Below are 15396 nucleotides of genomic sequence, written 5' to 3' on the forward strand. Positions count from 1 at the left end.
CCTCCCGTTCCCGGCGTCAGAAGCGGCCCAGCGCGGCCAGGATGCGCGCGGGGGTGAAGGGTTGTTCCAGCACATGGGCACCCAGCGGCGCCAGCGCGTCATTGATGGCGTTCATCAGCGCGCCAGGTGCGCCCGCCGTGCCGGCCTCGCCCGCGCCCTTGGCGCCGAGCAGGCTTTCCTTCGTGGGCGTCTCGACATGGCCCACATGGATGTCCGGCATCTCGGCCGACATGGGCACCAGGTAGTCGGCCATGGTGGTGGTCAACAGGTTGCCGCGCTCATCATAGACGCAGTGTTCGTAGAGCGCGCCGCCCAGCCCCTGCACCACGCCGCCGCGCACCTGTTCGTCCACCAGCAGCGGGTTCACGACGCGGCCGCAATCCTCCACCACCCAATGCTCCAGCAGCTTCACCATGCCGGTGTCGGTGTCCACCTCGGCCCAGCAGGCCTGGATGCCGTTGGTGAAGGCGAAGGGGTATTCCTTGGTGATGAAGTGGCGCGTCTGCACCAGCTCACGCGGAAGGTCGCGCGGCAGGGTGTCGCCGCGGAAATAGACGATGCGGCCGAGTTCGTGCAGCGACATGCGCTCCGCCCCCGTCGCGCGGTCGGTGATGTGGCCCATCACGATGTCGAGGCTCTCGGGTGCCGCCTGGAGCATGGCGCCCGCCACCTCCAGGATCTGCGCCTTCAAGGCGAGGGCCGATTGCAGCGCCGCCTCGCCGCCGATGCCCGCCCCGCGGCAGGCCCAGGTGCCGCCGCCATAGGGGGTGTTCAGCGTGTCGCCGGTGATGATCTTCACCCGCTCCACCGGCACGCCCACGCCATGGGCTACGATCTGCGCGAGGATGGCCTCGGTGCCCTGCCCCTGTTCCGTGACGCCGGAGGACGCCACGACCGACCCATCCGGGTCCATCCGCACCGTGCAGCCATCCTGCGCGGAAATCCGCGCGCCGCCGATGCCATACATGAAGGGCGAGGGGTTGGTCAGCTCGATGAAGGCCGCGAAGCCCAGGCCGCGATACACGCCGCGCTTGCGCTGCGCCTCCTGGTCCGCGCGGATGCGCGCCACCGGCACCATCTCCAGCAGCTTGTCGAGCGAGGCATGGTGCGACAGCCCCTCGAACCGCATGCCCGGCGGCGAGGTGAAGGGGTAGGCGTCGTCGCGGATCATGTTGCGCCGGCGCAGTTCGATGGGGTCCATCCCCAGCTCGCGCGCCGCCATCTCCATCAGCCCCTCCGTCACGGCGGTCGCGATGGGGTGGCCGACGGCGCGATACTGGCAGGTGGGCGCCTTGTTCTGCAGCACCACGCGCGTCGTGCAGCGGTAATGCGCGAAGTCATAGGGGCCGCCCACCAGGTTCACCACCTGGTTGCCCTCCATGGCCGAGGTGCGTGGATAGACCGAATACGGCCCGATGCCCGTCAAATCATCCACGTCGAAGCCGATGATGGTGCCATCCGCCTCCACCGCCATCCGCGCCTTGATGCGATGGTCGCGCGCATGGATGTCGGAGGCGAAGCTCTCGAAACGGTCCGCGATGAACTTCACCGGGCGGCCGAGAATGCGCGCCACGGCGGCGACGGCGACCTCGTCCGGATAGACATGCACCTTGATGCCGAAGCTGCCGCCCACATCCTTGCAGATGACGCGGACCTGGCCCTCCTCCATCCGCAGATGCTTGGCATAGACGGTCTGCATCATGTGCGGGGCCTGGGTGGCCTGGTGCACCGTCAGCGTGCCATCCGCGCGGTTGTAGTCCGCGATGATGGAGCGTGGTTCGAGTGTCACGCCGGTGTGGCGGCCCGTGACGAAGGTGGCCTCCACCACCTTGTGCGCGGCGGCGAAGGCCGCGTCCACATCGCCCTTGGTGGCGGTGCGGGTGAAGACGAGGTTGTCGCCCAGCTCGGGGTGGATCACCACCGTGCCGGCATCCAGCGCCGTCTCCATGTCGGTCTGGGCGGGCAGGGGGTCCCAGTCCACTTCCAGCGCCGCCACGCCATCCTCGGCGGCCGCGCGCGTGTCGGCGAGCACCGCCACCACCGCCTCGCCCTGCCAGGTGGCGCGTTCCAGCGGCAGCGGGTGCTGCGGCGCGGACTTCATGCCCTTCAGGTGGTCCAGCACCGCCACCCAAGGGTCACAGACCTTCGCCAGGTCCGCGCCGGTGAAGACGCGCACCACGCCGGGCACCGCCAGCGCCGCCTCGGTGCGGATGGCCGCGATGCGTGCATGGGCGTGCGGGCTGCGCAGGAAGGCCGCGTGCAGCATGCGCGGCAGCACCACATCATCCGTGTAGGTCGCGCGGCCCTGCACCAGCTTGGGCAGGTTGGGCCGCGGCACCGAGCGGCCGATATAGGAGTTGGGCAAATCCTCGCGCGAGAGGCCGATGCTGGCGGGGGTGGGCATGTCGTTCATCGGACGGCCTCCCGCCGGGCGGCGAGCGTGGTCTCCACCGCCTCCACGATGGCCTGGTAGCCGGTGCAGCGGCAGTAATTGCCCGACAGATGCTCGCGGATCGCTGCGCGGTCCGCATCGGCGTGATGCGCCAGGATGTCGGCCGCCGCCATCACCATCCCCGGCGTGCAGAAGCCGCATTGCGCGGCGTTCCGCGCCACGAAGGCCTCCTGCAAATCCGCCACCTCGCCGCTGTCGGTCAGGCCCTCGATGGTGGTGACCTCGGCGCCGTCCAGGCTGGCGGCCAGCACGAGGCAGCCGCGCACGATCTCGCCATCCACGCGCACCGTGCAGGCGCCGCAGACCCCGTGCTCGCACCCGGCATGGGAGCCGGTGAGGCCGAGATCGAGCCGCAGGAAATCGATCAGGTGGCGGCGCGGTTCGACATGGCGCGTCACGCGCTCGCCATTGACGGTCAGGGTGATCATCATGCGGCCTGCTCCGTGGCGGGCGTGAAGGATTGCAGCGCGCGGCCCAGCAGCACGCGGCAGAGATGGCGCTTCATGGCGGGCGGGCCGTGCAGGTCGGCGGGCGGGTCGAGATCGGCATCCAAGGCGGCCTGGGCGGCGGCGATGGCGGTTGCGTCCAGCGCGCGACCTTCCAGCGCGGCATTGGCGCGCGCGGCCAGCACCGGCCCCTCGCCCACGCCGAAGAAGGTCAGGCGGGGCGAGGCGATGCGGCCATCGGCACCCAGGTCCAGCACCGCCGCGAGCCCGGTCATGGCGTAGTCGCCGCTGCGCCGCGCCACTTCCAGGATCACCGTGCGCTGCGAAGGCCCGGCCAGCGGAAATTCGACGGCGGCGATGATCTCGCCCGGTTCCAGCGCCGTGGTCAGCAGGCCGGTGAAGAATTCGGTGGCCTTCACGCGCCGCTCGCCGCCCGCGCGCGCCAGCACCAGCGTGGCATCCAGCGCCACGGCGCAGGCCGGCAGTTCGGCGGCCGGGTCGGCATAGGCCAGGCTGCCGCCGATGGTGCCGCGGTTGCGGATGGCGGGGTGCGCGATGTGCGGCACGGCCTGCGTCAGCAGCGGCGCGTGGCGGGCCACCAGCGCGTCCCGCCCCAGCTCCGCATGGCGCGTCAGCGCGCCCACGCGCAGCACGCCGCCCGCCACGCTGATGCCGCGCAGTTCGGGAATGCGGGTGATGTCCACGAGGGTGCCGGGCTCGGACAGGCGGAAGGCGAGGGTGGCCAGCAGCGTCTGCCCGCCCGCCAGGATCTGCGCCCCCTCCCCCAGCGCGCGCCACAGCTCATCCAGGCTCGACGCGCGCAGATATCCCAGTGCGGGCCACTTCATGAACGCTGCTCCCTGCGCGAGACTGCACGCCCCGCGCCACTTGTTGATCAATTGATCAGCGGAGGGCAGCATGTTGTCAAGCGAGAGGAAGCAGAGGTTTGGACGGACCCCCGCCGCCATCGCCGCGCCGCCGGCTGGAGCCCGAGGCGCGGCGCGAACAGATCCTGGACGCCGCCGTGGCGCATTTCGCCGAGGTGGGGCTGGGCGGCACCACGCGTGACCTCGCGCGGCGCGCCGGCGTCACCCAGGCGCTGGTCTACCAGTATTTCGGCAGCAAGGCGGAGCTGACCGAGGCCGTCTTCGCCCGCGTCTATCTGGACCGGCTGGATCCGCGCTGGGTGGACGCCATCCGCGACCGCGCCACCCCCATCGAGGCCCGGCTCCGCGCCTTCTACGCCGCCTACACCCGGGCCATCTTCACCTATGAGTGGATGCGGATCTTCATGTGGGCGGGCCTGGCGGGCGAGGTGCTGAACCGCCGCTACCTCGACCATGTGGGCGAGCGCCTGCTGGCCCCGCTGCGCGAGGAGATCGCGGCGAGCCCAGGGCTTTCCGCGCCCTCCTTGGAGGATATGTGGAACCTCCATGGCGGCATCGTCTACATCGGCATCCGCCGCTTCATCTACCGCCTGCCGACGCCGGAAGACCCCGCGCCCGCCATCGCGGCGGCCGTGGCGCGGTTCCTGGCGGGGCTGCGTCCGGCGGCCTAGAGCATGCTGCGTTCACATGCGCTCACGCAGCCTGCTCCAGCCTTCGTGGAGAGTGGGATTCAACGTTTTCGGTGATTCCACCTCAACGCATCCCGCTCTAGCCCTCCTCCTCCGGCGGCCGGCCGAGTGCCGCGAGCCCCTCGGACAGCAGCTCCCCCAGCAGCGGCATCTCCCCCAGGTAATGCGGCGCGGTGCCGTCGGCGTTGCGCTCGCGCGCCTGGTGCAGCACCTGCGTCCACTCCGTCGCGTCGAAATCGCCCCGGCCGATCCAGGTCAGCGCGATCAGCGCGGCCTGCTCGTCCTCGTTGAGGTTCGCGATCATCCCCGCCACCGCGCGGCCCATCTCGCGCGGGCTGACATCCTCGGGGTTCTCGGGGTCCTGCACGGGCTCGTTCACCGCCTCCTCCTGCACCTCGTCGGCGGCGCGGGCGGCGGCGATGATGGCGACAAGGGTGGGCATGTCGAGGATGAGGTCCACCTCCTCGCGCTCGGGCAGGCCGCTCATGGGCGCCCCGCGGACGGATGGGGTTTCGGTTCGGTCGCTGGGGTCATGGCCTTCCTCCGGGCGTGCCAGGGAGAACGGGGGCCTGGCATGGCGGTTGCGGGCCGGCTTGAATCCTCGCCGCGCCCCGCGCATATCGCCGCCGCCCAAGACCTTGTTGAGGAACCGATCATGACCGAATCCGTCGAACGGCACGCATTCGGCGCCGAGGTGGGGCGGCTGCTGGACCTGGTGGTCCACGCCCTCTACTCCGAGCGCGAGATCTTCCTGCGCGAACTGGTGGCCAACGCCGCCGACGCGGTGGACCGCCGGCGCTTCGAGGCGCTGACCCACCCGGACCTCTCCCTGCCTGGCGAACCGCGCGTCCGCATCACGCCGGACAAGGCCGCGCGCACGCTCACCATCAGCGACAACGGCATCGGCATGGACAAGGCCGAGCTGGCGCAGCACCTCGGCACCATCGCGCGCTCGGGCACGCTGGCCTTCGCCCGCGCGATGGAGGCGCAGAAGCCCGCCGACAAGCCGAGCCTGATCGGCCAGTTCGGCGTGGGCTTCTACTCGGCCTTCATGGTGGCGGAGCGCGTGGAGGTGACGTCCCGCCGCGCCGGCACCGAGGAAGCCTGGGCCTGGGCCTCGGAAGGCCGCGGCGAATACACGCTGGCGCCGGCCGCGCGCGAGGAGGCGGGCACCGACATCGTGCTGCACATGAAGGCCGATGCGGAGGAATTCCTGGAGCCGCTGCGCCTGCAGACCATCATCCGCAAATGGGCGGACCACATCACCCTGCCCATCGTCGTCGTGAAGGAGGGTGAGGAGCAGGCGGCGAACGAGGGCACGGCGCTGTGGCGCAAGCCGAAATCCGAGATCACCGAGGAGGCCTACGCGGAATTCCACCGCCATCTCGGCCATGTGTTCGACACGCCCTGGGCCACCCTGCACTGGCGCGCCGAGGGCACGCTGGAATTCACCGCGCTGCTGTTCATCCCCGGCATGAAGCCCTTCACGCCGGTGGAGGAGGCGCGCGAAAGCCGGCTGCGCCTGCATGTGCGGCGCATGTTCATCACCGATGAGGCCGCGCTGCTGCCGCCCTGGCTGCGCTTCGTGAACGGCGTGGTGGACACCGAGGACCTGCCGCTGAACGTCTCGCGCGAGATGCTGCAGGCCACCCCCGTGCTGGCCCGCATCCGCCGCGCCGTCACCGCCCGCGTGCTGTCGGAACTCAAGACCCGCGCGAAGGATTCCGGGGGCTACACGCCCTTCTGGGAGAATTTCGGCGCCACGCTGAAGGAAGGCGTGTGGGAGGATGCCGAGCACCGCGCGGAGCTGGCCGCGCTGCTGCGCTTCCGGTCCTCCGCGCAGGAAGGCTGGACCTCGCTGGCCGACTACATCGCCCGCATGAAGGAAGGCCAGGAGGAGATCTACATCCTGGTCGGCGATGACGCGGCGGCCCTGGCGAAATCCCCGCAGCTGGAGGGTTTTCGGGCGCGCGGGCTGGAGGTGCTGCTGCTGTCCGACCCCATTGACGCCTTCTGGCCCGAGCGCCTGGCGAGCTTCGAGGGCAAGGCGCTGCGGAGCATCACGCAGGGCCAGGTGGATTTGTCGAAGCTGCCGGCGGAAGGCCAGGCGGAGGAGGAGGCCACGGACCTCTCCAAGCTGATCCCCCTGCTGCGCGAGGCGCTGAAGGAGGATGTGGCGGGCGTCGAGGAGACCGCGCAGCTGGTGGACAGCCCCGCCGTGCTGGCCGCCCAGGCCGGCGCGCCGGACCTCGCCATGCAGCGGATGATGCGCCGCGCCGGCCGCGCCCTGGGGCCGGACCGCGCCGTGCTGCGCCTCAACCCGCGCCATGCGCTGGTGCGCCGCCTGGCCGCGCGGGCGGAGGCGGGTGAGGACCTGACGGAGATGGCCGGGCTGCTGCTCGACCTCGCGCGCGTGCAGGACGGCGATGCCCCGCGCGACCCGGCGGGCTTCGCGCGCCGCGTGGCGGCGGCGCTGGCCGCGGAAGCTTGACCCAAGGCCGCCCGGCACCTACCGCTGCCCCGGCAACGGAGAAGATGCATGGGCATGGCCTGGCTGACCCTCGCCGCGGCGGGGCTGTTGGAAATCGCCTGGGCGGTCGGGCTGAAATACACGGTGGGCTTCACGCGGCTCTGGCCGTCGCTGTTCACCGTCTCGGCCATGGCGGCCAGCTTCTGGCTGCTGTCGCTGGCGCTGAAGGTGCTGCCCATCGGCACGGCCTATGCGGTCTGGACCGGCATCGGCGCCACGGGCACGGCCATCATCGGCATGGCCTTCCTGGGCGATGCCGTGAGCCTGCCGCGCGTGGCCGGCATCGCGATGATCGTGGGCGGGATCCTGGTGCTGAAGGCGGCGGGCTGAGCTGCTGATTCACCGCTTCGGCGTGCCGCCTTCGCGGATCGGGCGCTATTCCTGCGGCAGGTCGTGCAGGTAGGGCTCCACCGGCCCGGTCAGCTTCAGGGTCAGCGGGCGGCCCTTGCGGTCCACGCTCTTGCCCATGCTGACGCGCACCCAGCCTTCGGAGACGCAATACTCCTCGACATTGGTCTTCTCCTGCCCCTTGAAGCGGATGCCCACGCCGCGCTTCAGCAATTCCTCGTTGTAGAAGGGGCTGCTGGGGTCGCTGGAGAGACGGTCGGGAAGGGTGGGGGTATCGGTCATGGTGGGACGTCATAGCGTCTGATCGCCTTCGGTGGAATCACCGAAGGCGTGAATCAGCCGCGGGGCCGCAGGCCAGGGCGGCGACCTTGCCAACGGGTTCCATCAGCGCCAACCCCTCCGCCACCGAGACGAAGGCGCCGCCGGCCACCACCCGCTCCGCCCCGAAGCGTTCGGTGAAGATGGCCCGCACCGCCGGCACCAGCGAGGTGCCGCCCGTCAGGAACACGCGGTCCACCGCGCCGGCGCCGACACCCGCATCCAGCAGCGCCGCGTCCACCGCCGCGCCGATGCGCGCGAGTTCGGGCGCGATCCAGCCCTCGAACGCCGCCCGCGTGATGGGCGCGTCGAGGTCCAGCCCCGCCTCGTGGAATTGCAGCCGCGCCTCCTCCGCCCCCGACAGCGCGGCCTTCACGCCCGAGACGGCGCGGTAGAGCGCATAGCCGGCCTCCTCCTCCAGGAAGCGCAGCAGGCGGTGCAGCGCCTCGGGGTCCTCGGCGGTGGCCGCCACCTCGCGGATGTCGCGCAGGGTGCGCGGCGCGCGCATGAGCGACAACTGGTTCCACCGCGCGAAGGCCAGGTACCAGGCGGGCGGCACGGGCAGGGGGTTGCCGCCCATCACGCGATAGGTCCCGCCTTTGCCGAGCTGCGGCGAGACGACATGGTCAATGATGCGGAAGTCGAAGGCATCACCCGCGATGCCCACGCCCGATTGGCCGAGCGGCGTGACGCGGCCTTCGTGGGGTTCGAAGCGCAGCACCGAGAAGTCACTCGTGCCGCCGCCGAAATCGGCCACCAGCACGGTCGTCGGCGCATCCAGCTCCCGCGCGAAGAGCTGCCCGGCGGCGGCGGGTTCCAGCGCCAGCGTCACGTCATGCAGCCCGGCCTGGGCCAGCGCCGCGCGCAGCCGCGCATCGCCCAGCGCGTCATCGGCCCGTTCGCCCACGAAGCGCACGGGGCGGCCCACGATGACCTCGGCCTCGGCCAGATGCGCGCGGAAGGGCGCCAGCCATTCGCGCAGGAAGAGGGAGATCAGCGCGGGCAGGTCATAGCCGCGGCCCAGGATGCGCGTCTCGGTGAAGCTGGCCTGGGCCAGGTAGCTCTTCATGGACATGATGAGGCGGTTCTCGAAGGGCTCCTCGAGATAGGCCGCGATGGCGGCGGGGCCGGCGGCGTGCCGGGGGCGGCCATCGGCCCCGCGCCAGAAGCTGAGGACGGAGCGGAAGACCTCGCCCGTCGGGTGGCGCAGCACCTCCACCCGCCCATCGGGGTGGCGCAGGGCGGCGACGCTGTTGGTGGTGCCGAAATCGAGACCGAGGCGCGGGCGCATGGGCGGGGCTTCCGAAAGGGGCGCGGGTTGAAGCCCATCGCGCCCGCCGTTGCAAGCGTGCCGCCTTACAGCGCCTCCCTTCGAAGCGGCATGGTCAGGCAATGGGCACCCCCGCCCCCGCGGGTGATGACGCGCAGGTCGGGGTCCAGCACCGTGATGCCCTCCGCCCGCAGCGCCGCGTTCAGCCGCGCGCTGTGCAGGGCCGAGATCACCCGGTCATTCCCCAGCGAAAGCAGGTTGCAGGAAAGGTCCATCACCTCGCGGTAGCTTGTGTCCAGCAGGGCGATGCCGTGGCCGGCCAGCCATTCCACGAAATCCGGGTCCAGGACCTGGGTGCAGCCCACCGCCAGCCGGTCATTCACCATGCAGAACACGACGTCGAGGTGCAGGAAATGCTCGTCCAGCGGGACGAGGCGCACCTCCCACCCCTCGGCCTCGAACCAGCCGGCCAGCTGCCGCGCGCCGTTGAGGTCCGTGCGCGTGCCGGTGTGCCCGATGGCCAGCAGCCCGGGGCGGATGATGGCGATGTCGCCGCCCTCCACATGGCCGTGATTGGCATAGCGCCAGATGGGGCAGCCCAGCCTCTCGTAGAAATGGATCACCGGCGCGTATTCGCCCTGCCGCTCCGGCTTGAACATATGGGTGACGACCGGCCCCCAGGGCGTCATCTGGCTGCTGTCGCGCGCATAGACCTGGTAGCCGAGATGGGGTTCGGGCGTGAGGTAGTGCCGCCGCACGCCGGCACCTTCCAGCGCGTCCTCCAGCTCGCGGAACTCGCGGCGGACGGCCTGCGGGTCAGGCCGCGCGCCTGACGCGATGTTGGCCCGCGCCACGGCGTTCAGCGGCAGCCAGTCATAATGGTCGGGGGCGCAGAGCAGCACGTCGCGCAGCACGCCCGTCTCGGAATCCACGCCCCATGTGCCCATCCCGGAATCTCCCTCTACCATCGCGGCCATGACAGCCCCTTTGCGCCCGCGCGGCCAGAGACGATGAACCGCCTGGCGCTCTGGCGCATGGGGGTGGTGGGGTTCGGCAGCCTGGTGGTGCCGCTGGACAGCGCGCTGAACATCGCCTTCCCGGCCATCACGGGACATTTCGGCCTGCCCCTGGCGGGCATCCAGTGGGTCGTCATCAGCTATGTGCTGACCTATGGCAGCCTGATGCTGGGCATCGGCCGGCTGGGCGACATCCTCGGCCATGCGAGGATGTTTCGCGCGGGGCTGGCGGTCAGCGCCCTGGCCTGCCTGCTCTGCGCCCTGGCGCCGAGCTACCCGCTGCTGCTGGCCTGCCGTGTCTTGCAGGGGGTGGGGGCGGCGCTGGTCATCAGCGTCGGGCCGGCCCTGGTCACGGCGCAGGTGCCCGAGGCGCTGCGGCCCCGGGCGCTCGGCCTCTACGGGCTGATGTTCGCCGCGGGCTCCGTGCTGGGGCCCTTGGCGGGCGGGGTGCTGGTGGCGGCGTTCGGCTGGCCGGCGGTGTTCTGGTTCCGCACGCCGCTCTCGCTGCTGGCGCTGCTGCTGGCCTGGCGCCTGCCCGGCGCCCCCCTGCCGGCCCGGCGCGAGCCCTTCGACGCGCCGGGCGCCCTGCTGCTGGCCGCCGCCATCGGCGGGCTGCTGCTGGCGGTGAACCAGGCGCGGCACCTGGGCGAGGGCGGGTTCCTCGCCCCCGGTTTGCTGCTGCTGGCGGCGCTGGCCGCCTGGGGCTTCGTGGCGCGCAGCCGCCGCGTGGCGCATCCGGTGCTGGACCTGTCCGTGTTTCGCCTGCCGGGCTTCGCCGCGCTGAACCTGGCCGTGGTGCTGGCGCACATGGCGGGCTTCGCCGTGCTGCTCTTCGTGCCCTACCACCTGACGGGCGTGGCCGGGCTGCCCACCGGCTGGGGCGGGCTGGTTCTGGCCGTCTCGGCCACGGGCAGCATGGCGGCCTCGCTGGCGGCGGGCTGGGGCACGGGTCGCGTTCCCGCCACCCTGCTGGTGCGGCTGGGGGTGGGCTGCACGGGGCTCGGCCTGGCCGCCATCGCCTTCTGGACCGCCGCCACGCCGCCGCCCTGGATGCTGGCCGCCCTGCTGCTGCACGGGGTGGGCCTCGGCCTGCTGACCGTCGCCCATGCCGAGATCGTCACCGGCAGCCTGCCGCGGGCGCAGCGGGGCGTGGCCGGAAGTCTCGCGATGATGACGCGCACATTGGGGGTGGTGATGGCGGCCTCGCTTCTCACCCTGGTCTTCGACCAAGTGCCGGGCGGGTTTCAACAAGGCTTCGCGGCGAGCCTGGGCGCGGCCGCGCTGCTGTGCGTGATCGCGCTTCTGCTGCTCACGCGCCGCTGAAACCCGGCCGCCAAGGCCGCGTTGGCTGAGGGTAGCGAATCGGGAGGCCGCCATGCGCCGCCGCACCATCATTCTCGCCACCGCCCTCGCGGCCCCCTTCCTCCAGACCACGCGCCGCGCCGCGGCCGAGGATTCGGTGGATGTGCTGCTGGTCCTGGCGGTGGACGTCTCGCGCTCCATCAATGAGGAGCAGGCGGCGCTGCAACGCCGCGGCTATGTGGACGCCATGACCGACCCGGCGGTGATGGAGGCCATCCATCGCGGCATGCTGGGCGCCATCGGCGTCACCTACATGGAATGGTCGGGCCGGGATTATCAGCGCGTGATCGTGCCCTGGACGCGCATCGCCTCGCCCGGGGCCGCCCATGGCTGGGTGGAGGAATTGCAGAAGCATCCGCCGCGCCCCGTGGGCTGGACCTCGGTCTCGGGCGCCATTGATGTGGCGCGCCAGTTGCTCGCGGCGGCGCCCTGGCACGGGATGCGCCGGGTGGTGGATATCTCGGGGGATGGCGTGAACAACTCCGGCCGACCCAGCGCGGAGGCGCGGGACGAGGCGGTGGCGGAGGGCATCATCATCAACGGACTGCCCATCCTGGACGACACGCCCGGCTTCCCGGGGCTGATCCCGCTCGACGAATACTACCGCCGCAACGTCTCGGGCGGGCCGGGCGCCTTCGTGCTCCCGGCCGAGGGCATGGCCAGCTTCGCCCAGGCCGTGCGCCGCAAGATCATCCTGGAAGTGGCGTAGCGCCCGGGCCCCGCTGCCGCCTCAGGCGGGGAAGGAGCGGTTCGCCGGGCGCTTCAGCCCCAGATGGTCGCGGAGCGTGGTGCCCGTGTATTCGGTGCGGAACAGGCCGCGCCGCTGCAGTTCCGGCACCACGCCCGTCACGAAATCCTCCAGCCCCTCGGGCACATGGGGGAACATGATGTTGAAGCCGTCGCAGGCACGGCTCTCCAGCCATTCCTCCATCTCGTCCGCGATGCTGGCGGGCGTGCCGACCATGGCCGCGCCCGCATAGCCGCCGATGCGCTGGGCGAGCTGCCGCACCGTCAGCCCCTCGCGCCGCGCCAGCGCGATGGTGCGTTCGCGGCCGGACTTGCTGGATTCCGTCTCGGGGATCTCGGGCAAGGCGCCGTCAGGGTCGAAGCGGCCGGCGTCCACGCCGAGCACGGAGGACAGCGAGCCGATGGCGCTCTCGTAATGCACCAGCGAATCGAGCCGCGCGCGCTTGGCCTTCGCCTCCTCGATGCTGTCGCCCACCACGACCAGCGCGCCGGGCAGGATCTTGATCTGCTCCGGATCACGCCCCGCCGCGGCGGCGCGGGACTTCACATCGGCGTAGAAGGCGCGGGCGTCCTCGATGGGGCCGCCGGCGGCGAAGATCATCTCGGCCGTCTCGGCGCCGATCTGCCGCCCGGCCTCGGAGGCGCCGGCCTGCACGATCACGGGCCAGCCCTGCACGGGCCGCGCCACGTTCAGCGGGCCGCGCACGGAAAGCTCCGGCCCCTTGTGGTCCAGCACATGCATGCGCGTGGGGTCCCAGAATATGCCGCTCTCCTGGTCGCGGAGGAAGGCGTCATCGGCGAAGCTGTCCCACAGCCCGGTGACGACGTCGTAGAATTCGCGGGCGCGCTTGTAGCGCTCGCCATGCGCCATGTGCGCGTCATGGCCGAAATTCAGCGCGGCGTCGGGGTTCGCGGTGGTGACGAGGTTCCACCCCGCCCGCCCATTGCTGATGTGGTCGAGCGACGCGAATTTCCGCGCCACATGATAGGGGTCGTTGTAGGTGGTGGAGGCGGTGGCGATCAGCCCGATGCGCTCCGTCACCGCGGCCAGCGCCGGCAGCAGCGTCAGCGGGTCGAAGCTGGTCACGGTGTGGGAACGCCGCAGCGCCTCGATGGGCATGTTCAGCAGGGCCAGGTGGTCGGCCATGAAGAGGGCGTCGAACTTCGCCGCCTCCAGCCGCTGGATGAGGTGCTTGAGGCGCGGAAAGCTGAAATTCGCATCCGCCCAGGCGCCCGGCCAGCGCCAGCCCCCGGTGTGGATGGTGACGGGGCGCATGAAGGCGCCGAGGTGAAGCTGGCGTGCGGGCAAGGCAGGGTCTCCGCCATGTGGGGTTGCGGGGCAGATGGGCATCCGCCTGCCCCAGCACGACCGGCGCACCACGCATGGCTGGAAGGCGCCTGCCTCCGGCGGTCGCGGGATTCAACGTCTTCGGCGCAACCGCCTCGACGCATCCCGCTCATCTCACTCCCGCCGCAGCACCTTGTCGGTGAACCAGGAGGCGACGGCGCGCGGGCGGAAGCGGGCGCGCAGCGCGGCCTCGTCGTAATCCTGCGCCAGCCAGGTCTCGAAGTCGCGGCCGCGCGCCTCGGCCTCGGCGTATTCGGCGAAGAAGGCGTCCAGGATGCCGGTCTTGGCCGCCGCGAAATGCCCGTGCCGCAGGGAGAGTTCCGCCGCCGCCCGCGCCGCCCCATGGCCTTGCAGCAGCCGCCAGACGCCCGCCGCCAGCCCCGCGCGGTCGGCGCCGGACTTGCAATGGATCAGGATGGGCTCGGGCAGGGTGCGGTAGAGGTGGATCAGCCTTTGCAGCCGGTCCTTGTGCGGCGCGCCGCGGCTTTCCAGCGGCTGGTCGGCATGGACGAGGCCCAGGGCCGGCGCCGCCTCCCGGCTCAGATGGTCGGAGCCGCAGGCGGCACGGTGGCCGCGCAAATTGATGACACTGGCGATGCCGTGCCGCCGCGCGGCCGCGGCAAGCTGCCAGGGCAGGGGGTGGTTGGACCGGTAGAGCCGGCCGCTCTCCACCACCCCCCAGTTGCGCCACGCGACGCGCAGCACCGCGTGGTCCACGAAAAGGGCATTCATCCAGCGGGACATGCCCGCCCCTATACTACCCCAGGCGCGCGCCGGTAATCCGCGCCATCTCCTCCCACATCGGGCGCTCGCGCCGGGCGCGTTCCCACACGCCATCGGGCGTGGAGGCCATGGCGCGGCCGCCGGCCCGGATGAACCGGTCCTGGATGGCGGGGTCGTTGTGGATTTCCTGCATGAGCTGGTTGGCCCGCTGCAGGATGGGCGCCGGCACGCCGGCCGGGAAGGCATAGGCGCACCAGGAGGCGACGGTGAAGTTCTCGATGCCCGCCTCGGCCATGGTGGGGGTGTCGGGCAGGGCCGGGTGGCGCTCCGCGCTCGTCACCGCCAGCGCCCGCATGCGGCCGTCCGCGATGACGGGCACGTAGCTCGCCAGGTTGTCGATGGCGAAGTTCACATCGCCTTGGAGCATGGCCGGGATGGTCTGCGCGGCGCCCCGGAAGGGCACATGCGTCGCATCCAGGTTGTGGCGGTTGGCGAAGAGGGCGCCCGAGAGGTGCGGGCTGGTGCCCACGCCGGGCGAGCCATAGGCCACGCCCTGCCGCCGCGCGCGCGCCCATTCGATGAACTCGCGCGGGTTGCGGGCCGGCACATGCTGGCTGGGCACCGCGAAGACATTGGGCAGTTCCCAATGCATCGAGATGGGCTGGAGTTCCGTGTCCGGATTGAAGGGCATCCGGTCATACAGGAACATGTGGATGGCCCAGACGGTCAGCGTCAGCGGGCCCATGGTGTAGCCATCGGGCGTGGATTTCGCGATGGCGTCGGCGCCGATATTGCCGGCCGCACCCGAACGGTTCTCGACGGCGAAGGGCTGGCCCGTGATGGCCTGCATGCGCTCGGCCACGATGCGCGCCAGCACGTCGGTGCTGCCGCCCGGCGGCCAGGGCACGATCACGCGGACGGGGCGGTTGGGCCAGGGGGATTGCGCGATGGCGGGCGAGGCGAGCGGGCTGAGAAGGCCAGCCGCGAGCAGTGTACGCCGCGCGGGACGGACGATGTTGGTCATGGCGTTTTCTCCCTTTTGATGGGGCGAAGATGGGGCATGGATCGCGCTCCGGCAATCCGTTGTTCATCTTTCGGTGCCATAGGAATGCCATTGAGACGGCCGGAAGCGGCCTCATCCCTGGCCCATGAGGGGCCATGCGCGCCCGAGCCCCCGCTATGTTCCAAGCCCTGATCCGTCGCCTCTCCCGCTGGTTCGGCTACCGCCCCGAACGCCGCTACATGCGCGGGCGCGGCTAG

The 15396-nt window shown here is 71.2% G+C and carries 15 protein-coding genes; 5 read left to right on the forward strand and 10 right to left on the reverse strand.

Annotated elements, in window-relative coordinates:
- Positions 1–16: 16 nt before the first annotated feature.
- The 3 genes from JTN19_RS03015 to JTN19_RS03025 are packed head-to-tail and all read right to left on the reverse strand — an operon-like array spanning position 17 to position 3746.
- Positions 17–2413: a xanthine dehydrogenase family protein molybdopterin-binding subunit gene (locus JTN19_RS03015; protein ID WP_242530805.1), complete on the reverse strand. Its 2397-nt coding sequence runs from the start codon at positions 2411–2413 to the stop codon at positions 17–19.
- On the reverse strand, positions 2410–2883 hold the full coding sequence (locus JTN19_RS03020; protein ID WP_206930333.1) for a (2Fe-2S)-binding protein: 474 nt from the start codon (positions 2881–2883) through the stop codon (positions 2410–2412). The genes JTN19_RS03015 and JTN19_RS03020 overlap by 4 nt, the downstream gene beginning before the upstream one ends.
- Positions 2880–3746: an FAD binding domain-containing protein gene (locus JTN19_RS03025; protein WP_206930335.1), complete on the reverse strand. Its 867-nt coding sequence runs from the start codon at positions 3744–3746 to the stop codon at positions 2880–2882. The genes JTN19_RS03020 and JTN19_RS03025 overlap by 4 nt, the downstream gene beginning before the upstream one ends.
- A gap of 98 nt (positions 3747–3844) precedes the next feature.
- Between JTN19_RS03025 and JTN19_RS03030 the strand changes: the two genes are divergently transcribed.
- Entirely contained in the window at positions 3845–4456 is a 612-nt protein-coding gene (locus tag JTN19_RS03030; protein ID WP_206930337.1) for a TetR/AcrR family transcriptional regulator, read from the forward strand.
- A 97-nt stretch (positions 4457–4553) separates the two neighbouring features.
- On the opposite strand, the gene JTN19_RS03035 is transcribed toward JTN19_RS03030, so the two are convergent.
- On the reverse strand, positions 4554–4961 hold the full coding sequence (locus JTN19_RS03035) for a DUF3775 domain-containing protein (RefSeq protein WP_206930339.1): 408 nt from the start codon (positions 4959–4961) through the stop codon (positions 4554–4556).
- 168 nt (positions 4962–5129) lie between these two features.
- Between JTN19_RS03035 and htpG the strand changes: the two genes are divergently transcribed.
- Both htpG and JTN19_RS03045 read left to right on the forward strand, forming a co-directional pair.
- Positions 5130–6965, forward strand: a complete 1836-nt coding sequence (gene htpG / locus JTN19_RS03040; RefSeq protein ID WP_206930341.1) for a molecular chaperone HtpG — start codon at positions 5130–5132, stop codon at positions 6963–6965.
- 54 nt (positions 6966–7019) lie between these two features.
- Positions 7020–7334: a DMT family transporter gene (locus JTN19_RS03045; protein WP_206930342.1), complete on the forward strand. Its 315-nt coding sequence runs from the start codon at positions 7020–7022 to the stop codon at positions 7332–7334.
- Between the two features lie 45 nt (positions 7335–7379).
- On the opposite strand, the gene JTN19_RS03050 is transcribed toward JTN19_RS03045, so the two are convergent.
- The 3 genes from JTN19_RS03050 to JTN19_RS03060 form a co-directional block, all read right to left on the reverse strand.
- Positions 7380–7634: a DUF3297 family protein gene (locus tag JTN19_RS03050; protein ID WP_206930343.1), complete on the reverse strand. Its 255-nt coding sequence runs from the start codon at positions 7632–7634 to the stop codon at positions 7380–7382.
- 37 nt (positions 7635–7671) lie between these two features.
- Positions 7672–8961, reverse strand: coding sequence for an Hsp70 family protein (locus JTN19_RS03055; protein ID WP_206930344.1), 1290 nt, complete (start codon positions 8959–8961; stop codon positions 7672–7674).
- A 65-nt stretch (positions 8962–9026) separates the two neighbouring features.
- Positions 9027–9887 (reverse strand): dimethylarginine dimethylaminohydrolase family protein, encoded by an 861-nt coding sequence (locus tag JTN19_RS03060; RefSeq protein ID WP_206930345.1) that lies wholly within the window; start codon positions 9885–9887, stop codon positions 9027–9029.
- A gap of 63 nt (positions 9888–9950) precedes the next feature.
- Here JTN19_RS03060 and JTN19_RS03065 point away from each other — a divergent pair, with 63 nt between their 5' ends.
- Complete coding sequence (locus tag JTN19_RS03065) at positions 9951–11279, forward strand: MFS transporter (RefSeq protein ID WP_206930346.1); 1329 nt, start codon at positions 9951–9953, stop codon at positions 11277–11279.
- Positions 11280–11331: 52 nt separating this feature from the next.
- Positions 11332–12027: a DUF1194 domain-containing protein gene (locus tag JTN19_RS03070; protein WP_206930347.1), complete on the forward strand. Its 696-nt coding sequence runs from the start codon at positions 11332–11334 to the stop codon at positions 12025–12027.
- A 21-nt stretch (positions 12028–12048) separates the two neighbouring features.
- Here the strand turns inward: JTN19_RS03070 and JTN19_RS03075 are convergent, their stop codons facing one another.
- The 3 genes from JTN19_RS03075 to JTN19_RS03085 form a co-directional block, all read right to left on the reverse strand.
- On the reverse strand, positions 12049–13374 hold the full coding sequence (locus JTN19_RS03075) for an LLM class flavin-dependent oxidoreductase (RefSeq protein ID WP_242530806.1): 1326 nt from the start codon (positions 13372–13374) through the stop codon (positions 12049–12051).
- Between the two features lie 153 nt (positions 13375–13527).
- Positions 13528–14145 (reverse strand): protein-tyrosine phosphatase family protein, encoded by a 618-nt coding sequence (locus tag JTN19_RS03080; protein ID WP_242530807.1) that lies wholly within the window; start codon positions 14143–14145, stop codon positions 13528–13530.
- Positions 14146–14170: 25 nt separating this feature from the next.
- Complete coding sequence (locus JTN19_RS03085; protein ID WP_206930358.1) at positions 14171–15160, reverse strand: Bug family tripartite tricarboxylate transporter substrate binding protein; 990 nt, start codon at positions 15158–15160, stop codon at positions 14171–14173.
- Between the last annotated feature and the right edge of the window lie 236 nt (positions 15161–15396).

It is taken from the genome of Roseococcus thiosulfatophilus (genome assembly GCF_017311575.1).
In the GTDB taxonomy this organism is placed as follows: domain Bacteria; phylum Pseudomonadota; class Alphaproteobacteria; order Acetobacterales; family Acetobacteraceae; genus Roseococcus; species Roseococcus thiosulfatophilus.

Excerpts from the sequence above, each read along its gene's own strand:
- JTN19_RS03015 (WP_242530805.1), bottom strand. The coding sequence starts at position 2,413 with ATGAACGACATGCCCACCCCCGCCAGCATCGGCCTCTCGCGCGAGGAT.
- JTN19_RS03020 (WP_206930333.1), bottom strand. The coding sequence starts at position 2,883 with ATGATGATCACCCTGACCGTCAATGGCGAGCGCGTGACGCGCCATGTC.
- JTN19_RS03025 (WP_206930335.1), bottom strand. The coding sequence starts at position 3,746 with ATGAAGTGGCCCGCACTGGGATATCTGCGCGCGTCGAGCCTGGATGAG.
- JTN19_RS03035 (WP_206930339.1), bottom strand. The coding sequence starts at position 4,961 with ATGAGCGGCCTGCCCGAGCGCGAGGAGGTGGACCTCATCCTCGACATG.
- htpG (WP_206930341.1), top strand. The coding sequence starts at position 5,130 with ATGACCGAATCCGTCGAACGGCACGCATTCGGCGCCGAGGTGGGGCGG.
- JTN19_RS03045 (WP_206930342.1), top strand. The coding sequence starts at position 7,020 with ATGGCCTGGCTGACCCTCGCCGCGGCGGGGCTGTTGGAAATCGCCTGG.
- JTN19_RS03050 (WP_206930343.1), bottom strand. The coding sequence starts at position 7,634 with ATGACCGATACCCCCACCCTTCCCGACCGTCTCTCCAGCGACCCCAGC.
- JTN19_RS03055 (WP_206930344.1), bottom strand. The coding sequence starts at position 8,961 with ATGCGCCCGCGCCTCGGTCTCGATTTCGGCACCACCAACAGCGTCGCC.
- JTN19_RS03060 (WP_206930345.1), bottom strand. The coding sequence starts at position 9,887 with ATGGGCACATGGGGCGTGGATTCCGAGACGGGCGTGCTGCGCGACGTG.
- JTN19_RS03065 (WP_206930346.1), top strand. The coding sequence starts at position 9,951 with ATGAACCGCCTGGCGCTCTGGCGCATGGGGGTGGTGGGGTTCGGCAGC.
- JTN19_RS03070 (WP_206930347.1), top strand. The coding sequence starts at position 11,332 with ATGCGCCGCCGCACCATCATTCTCGCCACCGCCCTCGCGGCCCCCTTC.
- JTN19_RS03080 (WP_242530807.1), bottom strand. The coding sequence starts at position 14,145 with ATGAATGCCCTTTTCGTGGACCACGCGGTGCTGCGCGTCGCGTGGCGC.
- JTN19_RS03085 (WP_206930358.1), bottom strand. The coding sequence starts at position 15,160 with ATGACCAACATCGTCCGTCCCGCGCGGCGTACACTGCTCGCGGCTGGC.